At 32.3% G+C, this 15,181-nt stretch carries 17 protein-coding genes; 2 read left to right on the forward strand and 15 right to left on the reverse strand.

Translation table 11 applies throughout. From position 1 onward, the window contains the following. Positions 1–304 precede the first annotated feature (304 nt). Positions 305–796, forward strand: coding sequence for a hypothetical protein (locus ABW636_RS12325; protein WP_367590319.1), 492 nt, complete (start codon positions 305–307; stop codon positions 794–796). Positions 797–821: 25 nt separating this feature from the next. Here ABW636_RS12325 and ABW636_RS12330 read toward each other — a convergent pair whose 3' ends face one another. The 3 genes from ABW636_RS12330 to ABW636_RS12340 all read right to left on the reverse strand — a co-directional run bounded on the left by ABW636_RS12330 (position 822) and on the right by ABW636_RS12340 (position 3,548). Then, complete coding sequence (locus ABW636_RS12330; RefSeq protein ID WP_367590320.1) at positions 822–1,877, reverse strand: glycosyltransferase family 9 protein; 1,056 nt, start codon at positions 1,875–1,877, stop codon at positions 822–824. Next, positions 1,864–2,472: a DUF4254 domain-containing protein gene (locus ABW636_RS12335; protein ID WP_367590321.1), complete on the reverse strand. Its 609-nt coding sequence runs from the start codon at positions 2,470–2,472 to the stop codon at positions 1,864–1,866. The genes ABW636_RS12330 and ABW636_RS12335 overlap by 14 nt, the downstream gene beginning before the upstream one ends. Before the next feature lie 155 nt (positions 2,473–2,627). After that, positions 2,628–3,548, reverse strand: coding sequence for a DUF6427 family protein (locus ABW636_RS12340; RefSeq protein WP_367590322.1), 921 nt, complete (start codon positions 3,546–3,548; stop codon positions 2,628–2,630). A gap of 123 nt (positions 3,549–3,671) precedes the next feature. Between ABW636_RS12340 and ABW636_RS12345 the strand changes: the two genes are divergently transcribed. Beyond that, entirely contained in the window at positions 3,672–3,902 is a 231-nt protein-coding gene (locus ABW636_RS12345; RefSeq protein WP_367590323.1) for a DUF6341 family protein, read from the forward strand. A gap of 82 nt (positions 3,903–3,984) precedes the next feature. On the opposite strand, the gene ABW636_RS12350 is transcribed toward ABW636_RS12345, so the two are convergent. From ABW636_RS12350 to ABW636_RS12405, 12 genes are all read right to left on the reverse strand, one after another. Beyond that, entirely contained in the window at positions 3,985–4,380 is a 396-nt protein-coding gene (locus ABW636_RS12350) for a hypothetical protein (protein ID WP_367590324.1), read from the reverse strand. A 154-nt stretch (positions 4,381–4,534) separates the two neighbouring features. Then, the gene (gene pheS / locus ABW636_RS12355) at positions 4,535–5,554 is read right to left on the reverse strand and encodes a phenylalanine--tRNA ligase subunit alpha (protein WP_367590325.1); all 1,020 of its coding nucleotides are present in this window, start codon (positions 5,552–5,554) and stop codon (positions 4,535–4,537) included. 296 nt (positions 5,555–5,850) lie between these two features. Beyond that, a complete protein-coding gene (locus ABW636_RS12360) occupies positions 5,851–6,207 on the reverse strand; it encodes a hypothetical protein (RefSeq protein WP_367590326.1) in 357 nt (118 codons plus the stop codon). A 90-nt stretch (positions 6,208–6,297) separates the two neighbouring features. Then, positions 6,298–6,789, reverse strand: coding sequence for a TlpA family protein disulfide reductase (locus ABW636_RS12365; RefSeq protein ID WP_367590328.1), 492 nt, complete (start codon positions 6,787–6,789; stop codon positions 6,298–6,300). A 46-nt stretch (positions 6,790–6,835) separates the two neighbouring features. Continuing rightward, entirely contained in the window at positions 6,836–8,113 is a 1,278-nt protein-coding gene (gene purD, locus ABW636_RS12370; RefSeq protein ID WP_367590329.1) for a phosphoribosylamine--glycine ligase, read from the reverse strand. Positions 8,114–8,431: 318 nt separating this feature from the next. Next, on the reverse strand, positions 8,432–8,692 hold the full coding sequence (locus ABW636_RS12375; protein WP_367590330.1) for a Txe/YoeB family addiction module toxin: 261 nt from the start codon (positions 8,690–8,692) through the stop codon (positions 8,432–8,434). Next, positions 8,689–8,940 (reverse strand): type II toxin-antitoxin system Phd/YefM family antitoxin, encoded by a 252-nt coding sequence (locus tag ABW636_RS12380; RefSeq protein WP_367590331.1) that lies wholly within the window; start codon positions 8,938–8,940, stop codon positions 8,689–8,691. Before ABW636_RS12380 ends, ABW636_RS12375 begins: the two co-directional genes overlap by 4 nt. A 74-nt stretch (positions 8,941–9,014) precedes the next feature. Beyond that, a complete protein-coding gene (locus ABW636_RS12385; RefSeq protein WP_367590332.1) occupies positions 9,015–10,256 on the reverse strand; it encodes an O-antigen ligase family protein in 1,242 nt (413 codons plus the stop codon). 124 nt (positions 10,257–10,380) lie between these two features. Then, entirely contained in the window at positions 10,381–11,352 is a 972-nt protein-coding gene (locus tag ABW636_RS12390; protein ID WP_367590333.1) for a UDP-glucuronic acid decarboxylase family protein, read from the reverse strand. A 107-nt stretch (positions 11,353–11,459) separates the two neighbouring features. Further along, positions 11,460–12,779, reverse strand: a complete 1,320-nt coding sequence (locus tag ABW636_RS12395; RefSeq protein WP_367590334.1) for a UDP-glucose dehydrogenase family protein — start codon at positions 12,777–12,779, stop codon at positions 11,460–11,462. Further along, entirely contained in the window at positions 12,776–13,930 is a 1,155-nt protein-coding gene (locus ABW636_RS12400; RefSeq protein ID WP_367590335.1) for an MraY family glycosyltransferase, read from the reverse strand. Before ABW636_RS12400 ends, ABW636_RS12395 begins: the two co-directional genes overlap by 4 nt. 54 nt (positions 13,931–13,984) lie before the next feature. Continuing rightward, positions 13,985–15,178, reverse strand: a complete 1,194-nt coding sequence (locus tag ABW636_RS12405) for a glycosyltransferase family 4 protein (RefSeq protein ID WP_367590336.1) — start codon at positions 15,176–15,178, stop codon at positions 13,985–13,987. Positions 15,179–15,181 lie beyond the last annotated feature (3 nt).

Below are 15,181 nucleotides of genomic sequence, written 5' to 3' on the forward strand. Positions count from 1 at the left end.
AGTGAGTATAGCTTTATCTACACTTGTTTTATTTTTTCTACTAATTCCTGGAATTATATTTAGACGATTTTATTTTTCTGAAGAATTTTCTAGAGAATATTTTAAAGAAACCTTTTTCGGAGTTTTCATTTCAACCATTTTACCTAGTCTTTTTTTTCATTTTTTATGGTTTTTTCTTGTAAAACTATTTAATCAGCAAGTTGACCTGTTCATCTTCGGAAATATTGTATCACAGCAACCTTCTGAATCATCTTTCGATAATATCCAATGTAATTCTTTTAAAATTTTAATTTACAATTTAACCATGTTTATTACATCAGGTTTAAGTGGTTATTTAATTAAAAAAGGAGTCAGAAAATATAAGTTAGATAGAACATTTAAATTTTTCAGGTTTCAAAATTCATGGCATTACATATTAAAAGGAGAGTTTTTTGACTTCCCAAGAGCCGACATGGTTCTTGAGAAAGATACTGTAGAAGATATTGAGTTTGTTTTTATAGATGCTATAACTGAAATAAACGGAGAATCTTTTATATATGATGGAATTCTAGTTGATTACGAGCTAAGTAATGAAGGAGGACTCGAAACAATTAGTATCACAAATGCTCAAAGAAGGAAATTAAGCGATGATAGTGAAATCTCGAAAAATGGTAAAAGGAAAGATAATAGCAATAAGTATTATCCTATAAGTGGGCATATATTGGTTTTAAAATATTGTGAATTAAAAAACCTCAATTTTACTTATTTAACTCTTGATCATAAAAAAGATGAGTATAAGGCTAGACTTGTTGAATAGTCAAAAATTAATATTTTACTTGTTTTCATAAGTTTTTTAATGCATCTATCACCATATCTGGAGAAATGGTATGCATTACTTTTTCATATCCAAGCGGAACCTTGTTTCCGTAGATCGATGTCGGAATCTGATCATATTTAGCCAAATTTGGTAGAATGGCACGTTCTATAGGTTGTCCAAATGGCATAAAACCGGCAAAAGGGTGTGTAACCCCCCAAATCGTTATTGTAGTTACACCATACATTGCTGCTATATGGGCATTACCACTATCCATCGATAACATTTTATCGAGATTACCGATTAATCTCAATTCTTCATCAAAAGATAATTTACCAATTATATTAGTAACATTATCATATTTGCTTGCGATATTATTAAGAATATCTTGTTCTTTTTTACCACCACCAAATAAGAAAATTTCATAAGCATTACTGCTATTCAGATTTTCGATTACCGTTACCATAAGCTCCAGAGGATATGTCTTACTCTCATATTGCGCAAAGGGTGCTATCCCTAACCATTTTTTGGTAGAGTATTGTGTAATAGAAATAATATCGGGTGTTAGTGATTTTTTTTTAGGAAAAACATGGGTAGCAAGGTCAATAGGAAACCCAAGTTTTGAAAAGACATCAGCATATCTTTGATGGGTAGTTGTTAACTGTTTAAACTCTTTATTCTTTGCTCTGGTTAGTGCTTTTTTCTCTGCTCTTCCTTTATCGATTTGAATTACCGGAATCCCTTTCAAAAAAAAGAATGTTTTAAGGACATTAGACCTTAAAACATTATGTAAATCTGCTACAGCAGTAATCTTTAATGCAACAAGTTCTTTGGCCAACTTGTTAAGACCAAAAACACCTTTATGTACCCCGTTTACATCTGCATGATGTACATTCAGATTCGCAATATCAGAAAATAAGGGTTCGAAAAATTTACGGGTAAGCACCGTTAATTTTACATCGGGATATCTCGCTCTAAAAACTCGCAAAACAGGAACTGTCATTGCGACATCTCCCATTGCAGAAAGTCTAATAACAAGAATATGTGCTTTTTCTATCTTAGAGAAATCATTACTTTTCACCACGCAATACCGGGTTTAACTCTTCATCGTTGTACATTTTCATCTGCTTATAGACTTTCATATACTTATCTCCTTTTTCTATATCTGTTAACAACGTGTCTATAGCTGTCGATAGATCTACTCGCTGTTCTAACAATACATCTAATTTTTTCTGACAAGCAGCTCTATGTGTATCTGTAGCATCTTTTCTTGTTGCTTCTTCATGCATATGATATACTTTTAACGCCAAAATAGACAATCTATCTACTCCCCATGCAGGGCTTTCTGTATTAATTGTAGCATCAGATTTTGTAGAAACACCTTTATACTGTTCTAAAAAATAACTATCGATATACTCTACCATATCTGTTCGATCTTGATTAGAAGCATCGATTTGTCTTTTTAGCTTTAGCGCTGCAACTGGTTCAATTTCTGGATCTCGAATAATATCTTCATAATGCCATTGTACCGTGTCAATCCAACATTTTCGATATAACAGATGTTCTATTGTTTGTGCTGCGCTATCATAAGGATTAGAAAATTCTTGATCAACAGTATTGATCACATGATATTTTTCTATTACTTCTTTAAAAATGGAATTTGCTTTATCGGTAAACATCTATTGAATTATTTTTCTAAATGTGAATTATTTTTTTGATGCTCTTATTTTTGAAATAGTACTTAAATCAAAAAGAATATGCCTCATTTTTCTGATAAATGCAAAGGTATTATATTTTATCATAGTATAAACATCCTATGCATCGATAATACAGATTACAGTAATACAAGGGTAAACGGAATAAGCACACACACCCACATATTAATTTCTTTGGCCAATGAACTAAATTTTAGTTCGAAGTAGGTAGTACCTATCAATGCTAGTGGTATTGTTATAAAAAATAATTCTGAGGTATTTTTAAAAGGAGCTATCACTGCTACAATAATGGTGACCATTAAATAAGCCAGAATAATACGTAATAAGGGTTTGGTATTTGCTGCTTTACGCCTAAAAGTGATTAGATAAACAGAAAGAAAAAAGAATAAACATATACAAAGGATTCCTACAGAAAAAAGTTGATCCTTTACCAAATAGCTCTTAAAAGAGAACGAAACTGGATCTATATACTCTGAAAAACTAAAAAATGTATCCTTTACATACAGTGTAAAACAGGTTGCAAATAGAAATACTACTCCCAATCCCAATATAGGTATTAACCAATTTCTATAATCTTTAGGAGTAAAATACAATACTCCTATATACACCATGATGATAAAAGAAATGCTCCAAAAATAGGCTAATGAAGCAATGGCTACACACATAGATGCATTAAAAATTTTGGCTTTTATTTGCTTCTCATTGCGTAGGTGTAGCACATTTTGAATCGCCAACAAAACAAATACATTCGATAGTAAAATAGGAAAATTGACAAGCGAATTAGGCAAAACTGCAGTAATAAAAGCAAACAAGAATACTGTAAAAGACCCTTTATTGGTCAATTCATTTTTTTTTGCAAAAAAATTGATGCCTAACATCAACAAAACATACAATAAGACCCCTATTAGCGCATAAAAAAAATAGTTAAGACTCATGTCTGAACCCTTATTAAAATGGGCGATACTATATAACAGTGTCATATACAATGCAACTATTATGTAATTAATAGGTTTTGATTTACTAAAAAAGCTTGATAACACTACTATTTTTTATATTTTTGCACCAGATTGTATGATTGATACTCTCTGATAGATCATTAAACTAATTTATAAAAAGTTTTTAGTTTACGCTTTAAACTTTGTACAAAAAAGATAAAATACGTTATGAAAGAATTTTGGGAAGCTATAGCAAGCCTTTTTGTTGATTTATTATTTCTTCCTCTAGATAAGCTTAGAGCTTTAGAGCTAGAAAATTGGACTGCTGCCAATGTAATTAACTGGTTATTTATCCTAATTGGTTTTGTTGCTTTTTTATATTGGATGAAAGAGTTGAAAAAGTTTAATGATAACGATGAAGAAAATAGAGACCCAAAAGCACATTCATTTTTGAATTAACAGGTCTTTCTAATATAGTATAATAAAAGAGCCCCGATGTTGTGAACATCGGGGCTCCTTTTTATATCTTAGACGACACTTCTTATTGAAGATATACTCCTTGTTGATTCATAACAGGTATATCTTTAAAAGCATTTTCTGTTATGGTATGTTTTTCGAAAATATACTTCTTATCATACAATTTGTTATCTGCAAAAAAGGTTACAGAAAATTCATTATTCATCGCCAATAATTCTTCTTGTAACATTTCTATCTTGGCAAAAGATTTGGCCTCTATTTTTCCTATTCCATGGCGTAATAACGATGTTTTTCTTTCTTCGTCATACCCTTTTGTTACCACCAAAACCATTTCTATAGCAGTATCTAGATCATTGATGATATAAGAATTCCAATCCTGCGCCAAAAACTCTTCATTCCACTCTTTAACAACAGCCACATATACCCCTTTTACTTCAGGTATTTCAATATCTTCTTTCATCTAAACTTATTTATTGTCTTATACTAGTTATACCATTTTCTGATTTGAACTTATCTTATGAACAAATTGAAATCAGAACTGGTATTAGACAGGGTTCATCGTCATACCTTCGGGTTACTTACAACCTAACTATGACAATTGTATATTTTCAAATTTACAAGGCAGACTTAAACTGCTCTAAGAAACGCACATCATTTTCACTTAGCATTCTAATATCAGAAATCCCATATAATAAAAGAGCAATACGGTCGATACCCATCCCAAAAGCAAAACCGCTGTACTCCTCTGGGTCGATATTGCAATTTTTAAGAACATTTGGATCAACCATTCCACAACCCATAATTTCTAACCAACCGGTTCCTTTGGTCATTTTATAATCGGTTTCTGTTTCTAATCCCCAATAAACATCTACTTCTGCACTTGGCTCTGTAAAAGGAAAGTACGAAGGTCGCAGTCGAATCTTTGACTTACCAAACATTTCTTTGGTAAAATATTGTAGTGTTTGTTTTAAATCTGCAAAAGATACATCTTTATCAATATACAAACCTTCTACCTGATGGAAAAAGCAGTGAGATCTTGCTGAAATAGCTTCATTACGATATACTCGTCCCGGAGAAATTGTTCTAATGGGAGGCTTATTGTTTTCCATATACCTAACCTGCACAGAAGAAGTATGTGTGCGTAGTAATATATCTGGATCTGTTTGAATAAAAAAAGTATCCTGCATATCTCTGGCAGGATGATACTCTGGTAAATTTAACGCCGTAAAGTTATGCCAATCATCTTCGATTTCGGGTCCTTCGCTAACGTTAAATCCAATACGTGAAAAAATATCAATAATTTGATTCTTTACCAAAGAAATAGGGTGCCTTGATCCCAATGCGATTGGTTCTGACGGTCTCGTTAAATCCCCAAAACTTCCTTTCTCTTCATCCTTAGTTTCAAATTCGTCCTTCAAGGACTTTACTTTGTCTTCTGCTGCTATTTTAAGGGCATTTATTGCTTGGCCAAACTCTTTTTTCTGATCATTGGCGATATTTCTGAATTCTGCAAAAAACTCATTAATAAGCCCTTTTTTGCCAGAAAACTTAATTCGAAATGCTTCAACGTCTTCTTTGGTTTTTGCAGTAAATGCATCTACCTCTTCTATATACTCTTTTATCTTGTCAATCATCGCTGTTTTCTTGATAGAACGGCAAATTTACGTAATTTCGACAAATCGTGTTATAGATTCTGAGCTAGTTTTTACAATTTTGGTTAAACCCTTAATATACCTTAGAATTCTATTTCATCTGTGGTCTACTGCAAATACAAAATTATTGTATTTATGGTACCTCAAACCTCATTATAAAATTTCATTGTATACTTGGGGTTAACTCTCATTTGGTCGACCCTGAGAGTTAATTACAGAAAGTTTTTAATAGGTACCATGCGTACCTATATCTATTTGTTATATAATTTTTATGTCAATTACAGTATGTATTGACTTATAAGAAAATAATTAACAATGGCTTCTTTCATCAAAACAGATTGTTCCCCTGGTTTTAAACTGGGTAGTTGCTCTTTTACCTGATAATGTGGCCACCCATCATCATCATAATAATCAAACTCATAATATCCATAAGGCTCTAAAAGTCTACAAATAGCGATATGCATCAAATCTAACTTTTCATCTTTTTTAAATGTACGATGCAATTGACCAAGTTCCTGAACACCAATTAAATAAATAATCCCGTCCAGATCCAAATCTTCTCCCTCTGCAAACTGGTCTGATAATTTTGAAACCAGGGTCTCCCAGCGTTCTTTTAGTTTTTCATCTCTGGCCATGAATATATACTACTATTATTGTTTGGTCTTCTTGAAGAATAAAATTCTAAAAATTTCATCTTCATTTTTAATTAAGAGGACAAAAAAGGGTTATTTAATTTCTTCTATAAGTGTTATCAGCTCTTTAGCACTTAACTCTTCAGATTTTTTAGCTACCAAAGCACCTTCAGAATCAAACAACCAAGTTGTTGGTTTTACATGAACTCCATATGCAGAAAGCTCTTTTTCACTTTTTACATAACTAAATGTAAAAGGGCGACTACTGGCGAATGAACCTATTAGTACTCTATCTTCATCAGAAATCATCACAAAAATAACTTCGTCTTTGTAATGTTGCTTTACTTTCTCAAATTCTGGAAATCCTATTATACAGGGTGCACATCCTGTTTCCCAAAAGTTTACTACGACAGGTTTACCTAAATAACTAGTTAGGCTAATTCTGTCTCCATTAAAGTTCTGCACTTTTAAGTCGTCTAATGAAGGGCCTGACATCTGAGTACAGCCACTAAAAGTAAAAAGAATTACAAGTAGTAACAGAATACCTACCGCTATATAACCTTTCTTTAAAAATGATATATCCATTGTGTGTCTTTAAAGTACATTTTCAAAACAAAATCCCTGTAATGGATTAGGAAATCAAATCAAACCCTAAATCTTTTCTATAGTACATCTTATCAAAATGAAGTTTTTCTACATTTTGATAGGACTTTTTAAGAGCTTTGGTAAAATCTTCGTCAAAAGAGGTAATTGCAATTACTCTACCCCCACTGGTAACTACTTTATCTCCGTCTAGTTTTGTGCCTGCATGAAAGACAATCGAATCTTCGATCTGATCTAAACCTGTAATCTCTTTTTCTTTTTCATAAGCTTCTGGATATCCTCCAGAAACGGTCATTACAGTTGTAGCTGTCCTTTCATCTAGTTCAAGGTCTATAGTGTTTAGAGATTGATTTCCTACACTTTGAAACAATTGTACCAAATCAGTTTTTACTCTTGGCAATACTACCTCTGTCTCTGGATCACCCATACGCACATTATATTCGATAACCTTTGGGTCATCTCCTACCTTGATCAATCCTATAAAAATAAAACCTTTATAATCTATTTTTTCTTTTGCCAAACCATCTACTGTTGGTTTGATAATTTGATTCTCGATCTTGGTCATTAATGTATCATCTACAAATGGAACTGGTGAGATGGCACCCATTCCTCCTGTATTAAGACCTGTATCTCCTTCTCCTATTCTTTTATAGTCCTTTGCAGTTGGTAGCGTTACATAATTTCTACCATCTGTAAGCACAAATACGCTTAGCTCTATACCATCCAGAAATTCTTCGATCACTACTTTTTCACTAGCTGCACCAAACTTCTTGTTGGTCAACATATTTTCGAGTTCTGATTTTGCTTCTTCTATATCCTGAAGAATCAACACCCCTTTTCCTGCAGCAAGTCCATCTGCTTTAAGTACATAAGGAGGGTTTAATGTTTCCAGAAATTGTTTTCCTTCTTCTACTGTAGTAGCAGTAAAACTTTGATATGCTGCCGTAGGGATGTTATGTCTTATCAAAAACTCTTTGGCATATTCTTTACTCCCTTCCAGTTTAGCACCTTCTTTAGACGGGCCAATAACAATAATATCCTGTAGGTCTTTATCTTCAGAAAAATAGTCACTAATTCCTCTTACCAATGGATCTTCTGGCCCAACCACTACCATACCAATATCTTCTTTTAGCACTAATTTTTTAATTGCATCAAAGTCGGTAACCGAAATAGAAACGTTGGTTGCTATTGCTGCTGTGCCTGCATTTCCTGGTGCAACAAAAAGTGTCTCACAAAGTGGACTTTGAACGATTTTATACGCAAAAGTATGTTCTCTACCTCCTGATCCGAGTACTAAAATATTCATGATTTTATTTGGCTTGAATTTTAAGAGGTCAAAAATAGTCTATTCCCCGTTTTATTGCTAATTCTTTACAAGAAAAACTTATGCAATACCAGTTCTCAAATGATTTTACCGTTAACTGAATTGAATTGTTTTTGATTTAGATGAGAAAGAAAATTCAGGGATAGCATCGCTATCGATGTATTTTATTTTGAAATATGGAGCAAAAAGAAACAATTTTAGTAGGTAATATCATTTGAGAAATGGTATAATATATACATTTTTAAAATCCATTACCTTAGCTAATCGCTATTATAAAAAAGCGAGGTAAGAGTGAAATAATCATTTATTATAATGATAGCGACAAGATGCGATTAATAATTCTTCTTCGGTATATTTATAAACTAAACGATGTTCTGAAGTTATTCGTCTAGACCAATAACCCTGCAAGTCTCCTTTTAACGCTTCCGGTTTCCCAATACCTTCAAAAGGTGTTCTCCAACAACTTTTTAATAACTCGTTTATTCTTTTAACTATTTTCTTATCCGACTTTTGCCAGTACAAATAATCATTCCAAGAAGAAGAAGACCAAACCAATTTCATTCTTCAATGATATCTCTTTGTTCTCCCTTCCCTTTTTCTAATTCTTCAATAGAACTAAGTAAAACCTCTCTATTTTTTCCAGTTAGTAAATAGGTAGTCTCTTTTAATGAGTTATATTCATCTAAAGATATTACAACCAAATCTTTTCCTCCTTTTCTCTTGATTACAAGATCACTCACATCATCAACTACTTTGTCTAACCAATGTTTTAAGTTCGAACGAAAATCTGTATAATTAACTGTTTCCATAATGCAAAAATACAAAAAAGTACTTAAAAAAGTACTTTTTTTGCAGTTATTTCAAAATCAAACAAATAGTCAAATTAATTTCTGATAATTCTACTGCTCAAAATGCTTCTTCTTTTTAGTAATAACGGTGTTATTATAGAGAAAAAAACAATTCCGTTAAAACGAACAAGCATCGATTCGAACAAGAGTGACACAAAAAGAATCAAAAAGACAGAAAACTCATTCCTACTTCGTTTTAGTCTCATTGCAAGCACTATAAAAATACTTATCAAAATTGCGAAGCCAATAAATCCTGTTTGCAAATAAGATTGCAAATACTGATTGTGCGCATTATACCTATGCTTTAGGTTATGAAAATATCCCAATTCTTCATATTTCTTAAATAATACATTATTGGCATCTCCCGAACCATAACCAAATAATGGGGCATCTTTGATAAGTAAGGTACTTGCATTCCATGACAATAATCTAGACTTCTCTGAAGAAACACCAACCTTCTCTAAAACCGAGCTATAACTCTTCATTTGATGATAAAAAGTAGCTACTCTGGGATTGTGCAAAAACAATACTACTCCCATGGCAAAGATTATGATCAACAGGTACTTTTTACTCTTATCTGTTACATTAAAGATCAAAAGCACTGACATCATAGCCAAAATGATATAGGCTCCGATAGAAGCTAATAAAAATAGATATATAAATAAAACACCTACAACAACAAACTGTATTCTGGACTCTAGTTCATTCTTAAGATAATACCCAAGAACAAGCAGTATATAGATTGAAATATAATTAGAATTAACAGATCCCGAAAACGAAGACCCAATAAAAAAGTAACTCCAATCCCGAGTGACAACTTCTAAAAAAGAAAAAAAACCATTGATCTCTTCATTTTTGCATACATATGCAATTAGTGACTGTGAAGCCATTACGACATTAGCAATAAATGAAACGATCAGTCCAATGAGTAGGAAATCAAACAACCTACGTACTGAAGCCGAATCTTCTTTTACAAACATAAAAATAACGGGAAACAGCAACAATGATATCGATCGCTGTACTAAATCCAGTCCTCCAGAGAGGTTTTCTGAATACAATAACCCAAACGCAAGCATTACAAAATACATTGGAAAAAGAAGCGCTGATTTCTCTAAAACAAATTTTTTACGAAACTTAAACATCATTATCAGTCCAAAAATCATCGAGGCAATAAAAAATGGAGAAGGCAAATTAATACCCAGTGGTAGCAGAAAAAAGGCTATAAAAAGACTGTTCCAAAAGGTCATGACAATCCAATCATCTTCCTTATAAAACATGTTATTAATCTTTACTATAATTTCTTCTAATTGCACCTAATAAATTCTATGATATGGGATTGTTAACGTTTTTTATTGAAGTATAGTGTATGTATATAGGTTTATAGCTCTATATAGAAAATTGTTACGAAAAATCTCTATGCTCGCTCTTTTGTAATTCTTCTTCAGAAAAACCTTTAAAATAGTCTAATGTTAATTTCATTCCTTCTGACCTATCAAACCTAGGTTCCCAATCCAAAATCTCTTTTGCTTTAGAAATATCTGGCTGACGTTGTAGAGGGTCATCTGTAGGTAATGGTTTATATATAACTTTTTGATGTGTTCCTGTTAGTTTTACAATTTCCTCTGCAAAATCTTTAATGGTAATTTCATCTGGGTTACCAATATTTACGGGGTATATATAATCACTAAATAATAGTCTATAAATGCCTTCTACCTGATCGTCTACATAACAAAAAGAACGAGTTTGTAATCCATCACCAAATATTGTCAAATCCTCACCTCTTAATGCCTGACCAATAAAAGCAGGTACTACACGCCCATCGTTTAACCTCATTCTAGGACCATAGGTATTAAAAATACGCACAATTCTTGTTTCTACCCCATGATAGGTATGATATGCCATAGTGATAGATTCCTGAAAACGCTTTGCCTCATCATATACACCTCTAGGCCCAATGGTATTTACATTACCATAATACTCTTCATTTTGCGGATGTACTAAAGGGTCACCATATACCTCGCTGGTGGACGCAATCAAAATCCTGGCTTTTTTTTCTTTTGCTAATCCTAAAAGGTTATGTGTTCCTAAGGATCCCACCTTTAATGTCTGAATAGGAATCTTTAAATAATCTATTGGACTCGCAGGTGAAGCAAAATGAAGTATATAATCTAATTTACCCGGAACATGTACAAATTTGGTAACATCATGATGGTAAAACTCAAAATTTTCGAGTTTAAAAAGATGCTCGATATTTTTTAGGTCTCCGGTAATAAGATTATCCATCGCTATTACATGAAAACCTTCTTTAACAAATCGATCGCAAAGATGTGACCCTAAAAAACCTGCCGCTCCTGTAATTAGTATTTTCTTCAAAAGATATTTTTTTCAAAAATAACAATTACTAGAGACATGCAGTCATTATAAAAACAAAAAACTACTTGATTTTACCTCAAATTTAAAAACGAAGTAACCCTGGTATTTTAGTTATCAAACATTAAATCTTTTCTACCAATAGAGAAATAAGATATTTCTTCTTTTTGTATGTCGGCTATATCATACAAATTGCGTCCATCAAAAATAACATGTTGTTTGAGAAGATCTTTAATTTTTGTGAAATTGGGAGTTCTAAAGATACTCCACTCGGTACAGATAATAAGGGCATCTGCTTCGTTTAGAGTATCGTACATTCCTTTAGAAAATTCTATTTTATTGCCATACTTTCTTGCAACATTGTTCATTGCCTCTGGGTCAAAAGCTTTTATCTTTGCTCCCGCGTTCAAAAGTTCATCGATTAAATATAGTGAAGGCGCTTCTCTTATATCATCTGTCTCTGGCTTAAACGCCAAGCCCCAAATGGCAAAAGTCTTATCTTTTATATCTCTTTTAAAATAGTTTTCAATTTTTGGCAATAGGGCAATTTTTTGTTTTCTATTGACTTCTATTACTGCATCTAGAATTTTAAAATCATAGGCAACTTCTTTTCCAGATTTATGAAGTGCTTTTACATCTTTTGGAAAACATGAACCACCATATCCTATCCCAGGAAATAAAAATCGTTTCCCAATTCTAGAGTCTGTACCCATTCCTCTTCTCACCTGATCTACATCTGCACCCACTTTTTCACAATAGTTAGCAATCTCGTTCATAAACGTGATTTTGGCTGCCAAAAAAGAATTTGCGGCATATTTTGTGAGTTCTGCAGATTTTTCATCCATCACAATAATTGGATTACCAGATCGTACAAAAGGCTTATATAAAGATTGCATCATTGCTGTTGCTCTTTCTGAACTAGATCCTACAACTATTCGTTCTGGCTTTAAAAAATCATCGACTGCAAAACCTTCTCTAAGAAACTCTGGGTTCGAGACTACATCAAACTCACATTTTGCATTTTTTGCAATAGCATCATACACCTTTTTTGCAGTGCCTACTGGTACCGTACTTTTATCTACTATGACTTTATAATCGGTGATTAGGTGTCCTATTTGTTCTGCCACTCCTAATACATAAGAAAGGTCTGCAGAACCATCTTCATCTTCTGGTGTTGGTAATGCCAAAAACACAATATCACCATGTGTTAACCCTTCTTGCAAGGAAGTAGAAAATGATAATCTCTTTGCTTTGATATTTCTGTCAAAAAGTACGTCTAAGTGTGGCTCATAAATAGGAACTTCTCCATTACGCATTTTCTGAACTTTGTCTTCATTGATATCTACACATACCACTTCATTACCGGTTTCTGCCAGACAGGTTCCTGTAACCAAACCTACATACCCCGTTCCTATTACTGATATTTTCATGTATCCTTTGCTTTATTCTTTTTTGATTTAGGTTTCAAGTTTTCTTTAATATTCTTCACCTTTCTTTTAAACAGAATTTTTTGTTTTAACGTTGTAAAATTATAGTTAAACCTAAAAAAAATAAAACTTAAAATTATAACGCTAACCAATAAGGCAACAAATAATAACAAATTTTTTGTAGTGCTTCCCAAAACAATAAACAACACCACAAAAATTAAATTAAATCCACCAATTAAATAACTAGCTTGCTTATGAGATAAACCCCAATAATCGATCAATACATGATGGGTATGATTTCTATCTGGAGAAAAAGGGCTTTTTTTATTCGCTATTCTAATTGTAAAAACTCTTGCGGTATCAAAAAGAGGAACAATTAAAATACTGATTGCGATTAATGGAATATTTTCAAGAAAAAAAGGCAACTCGTTTGAAGAAGAAGGCTTTAAAGCTAAAAATTTTAAGGTCATTACGCTAATAATAAACCCCACGATTAAAGAACCTGTGTCCCCCATAAATATTTTCTTATTCGAGGATACATTATATCCAAAAAAAGCTAATAAACATGCATTTAAACTTATCGTTATAAGCGCATAAAAATATTCTTTGGTTAGATAAAAAATCGTTGTATATATAATTAGGATAACAATTCCAACAATCGAAGCTAATCCATCAATACCATCAATAAGATTATACGAATTTATGATGGTAACCATTATAAATACGGCGATAATGAAGTAAATATAGTAAGGGATTTCTTGTATATTAAAAAATCCATTTAAAGAATGTATTGTAAAACCACTATTAGCCACTACAAAAGCTACCGCAGCAAATTGAGCTATTAGTTTAGATCCAGGTGATAAAACCACCAAATCATCTTTAAGACCAATAATAAATAAGATCGTCAACCCAGGGATAATGTGAATTATTTCTCCATTGGTGTCCCAACTATTAATAAAAAATAAGCCTATGATTAAGGTATAATAAAAAGCTACTCCTCCTAAGCTTGGGGTCTGTATTTTATGAGAGCTTCTCTCGTTGGGTGCATCCATCAATCTTTTATATGAAACAACGCCTATAATTTTAGGTATCGTTAGGTATGTCAATAAAAATGACCCTATAAATATTAATACTGCTGTTTCTAAAAAATTCAATTGAATATAAATTTTGAAATATCGTAAAAGTAGAGAAAGTTTTTAGATTAAAATTTAATCTTTAACAAACATCATCATTTTTTTAGCTAAACTCTTTCTATCAAAATCATGAACCAATCGATCATAATCATATTTGTTCATGTCTTGTTGCACCATAATGTCCACTTTTTCAAGAAAATCTTTTTCATTTTCGGGCTCAAAGGTTTCTCCTATACCATACTCTTCGATTAATTTTTTACTCTCTCCTTCTACCCCTAGTAAAATAGGTTTATGCATTGCGCATAATTCAAAAATCTTCGAAGGAATCACATGTTTAAACGTATCAGACTTTTTTAGGTTCACCAGCGCGATATCAAGAATTGAAATATACTTTACCACTTCTTGTTTGTTTACCGAAGGTAGCATACTAACATTATCCAAGTTTAATGAATCCTTTAGTTGCAACAATTCTTCTTTTTTTGCACCATCTCCTAAAAAAAGAAAATGTACTTGCTTATTCTGTATTTTTTTTGCTGATTTTATAACAAAATCCAGAGCATGAGCCATACCATGTGTACCGATATAGCCAATTACTATTTTATTCTCCAAATTTAATTTCTTTAATAAATCAGCATTCTTATCTATGGGTGAAAACAACGCTGTATTTGCGCCGTTTTTAATCACTTCTATTTTATTTCTCGAAATCGAATGGTTTTTTACAAGAATTTCTTTAAAAGAATCGGTTACAACTACTATTTTTGAGGCACTTTTGTACATTTTTTTTTCTAAAAACTCAAAAAAACGTATTACTGGATTTGTATCCATAGCTCCTACTGCTTTTATAGATTCTGGCCATAAATCTCTTACTTCCATAATCCATTTTTTTCGTTTCCAAAAAGATAGCCATCTACCCGAGATTGCGGTAAAAAACTGTGGTGATGTAGCAATGATAATATCTGTTTTTATAAAAAGTCCTATAATAAAGGAACTCATCATAAAACTCATATAATCCAAAATCCTTTTTGCAAACCCTTTATTTGCCGAAATATAAGTCCAAACACGTATTACTTTAATACCATCAACATCTTCTGTCTGATACAATTTATTTTTATACCCTTCAAAAACCTTTCCTTTAGGAAAATTTGGAGCACAGGTGATCACAGTAACCTCTATACCGTCCTTTACCCATTCTTTACAATGTTCATAGGTTCTAGTTGCTGGAGCATTTACCTCTGGCGGAAAGTTATCTGTTAGAAATAGTACCTTCATTTT

Source organism: Aquimarina discodermiae (assembly GCF_040786235.1).
Taxonomy (GTDB): domain Bacteria; phylum Bacteroidota; class Bacteroidia; order Flavobacteriales; family Flavobacteriaceae; genus Aquimarina.

Coding starts and splice junctions, on each gene's coding strand:
- ABW636_RS12325 (WP_367590319.1), top strand. CDS start 305: ATGTTTATTACATCAGGTTTAAGTGGTTATTTAATTAAAAAAGGAGTC.
- ABW636_RS12335 (WP_367590321.1), bottom strand. CDS start 2,472: ATGTTTACCGATAAAGCAAATTCCATTTTTAAAGAAGTAATAGAAAAA.
- ABW636_RS12345 (WP_367590323.1), top strand. CDS start 3,672: ATGAAAGAATTTTGGGAAGCTATAGCAAGCCTTTTTGTTGATTTATTA.
- ABW636_RS12350 (WP_367590324.1), bottom strand. CDS start 4,380: ATGAAAGAAGATATTGAAATACCTGAAGTAAAAGGGGTATATGTGGCT.
- pheS (WP_367590325.1), bottom strand. CDS start 5,554: ATGATTGACAAGATAAAAGAGTATATAGAAGAGGTAGATGCATTTACT.
- ABW636_RS12360 (WP_367590326.1), bottom strand. CDS start 6,207: ATGGCCAGAGATGAAAAACTAAAAGAACGCTGGGAGACCCTGGTTTCA.
- ABW636_RS12365 (WP_367590328.1), bottom strand. CDS start 6,789: ATGGATATATCATTTTTAAAGAAAGGTTATATAGCGGTAGGTATTCTG.
- purD (WP_367590329.1), bottom strand. CDS start 8,113: ATGAATATTTTAGTACTCGGATCAGGAGGTAGAGAACATACTTTTGCG.
- ABW636_RS12375 (WP_367590330.1), bottom strand. CDS start 8,692: ATGAAATTGGTTTGGTCTTCTTCTTCTTGGAATGATTATTTGTACTGG.
- ABW636_RS12380 (WP_367590331.1), bottom strand. CDS start 8,940: ATGGAAACAGTTAATTATACAGATTTTCGTTCGAACTTAAAACATTGG.
- ABW636_RS12385 (WP_367590332.1), bottom strand. CDS start 10,256: ATGTTTTATAAGGAAGATGATTGGATTGTCATGACCTTTTGGAACAGT.
- ABW636_RS12395 (WP_367590334.1), bottom strand. CDS start 12,779: ATGAAAATATCAGTAATAGGAACGGGGTATGTAGGTTTGGTTACAGGA.
- ABW636_RS12405 (WP_367590336.1), bottom strand. CDS start 15,178: ATGAAGGTACTATTTCTAACAGATAACTTTCCGCCAGAGGTAAATGCT.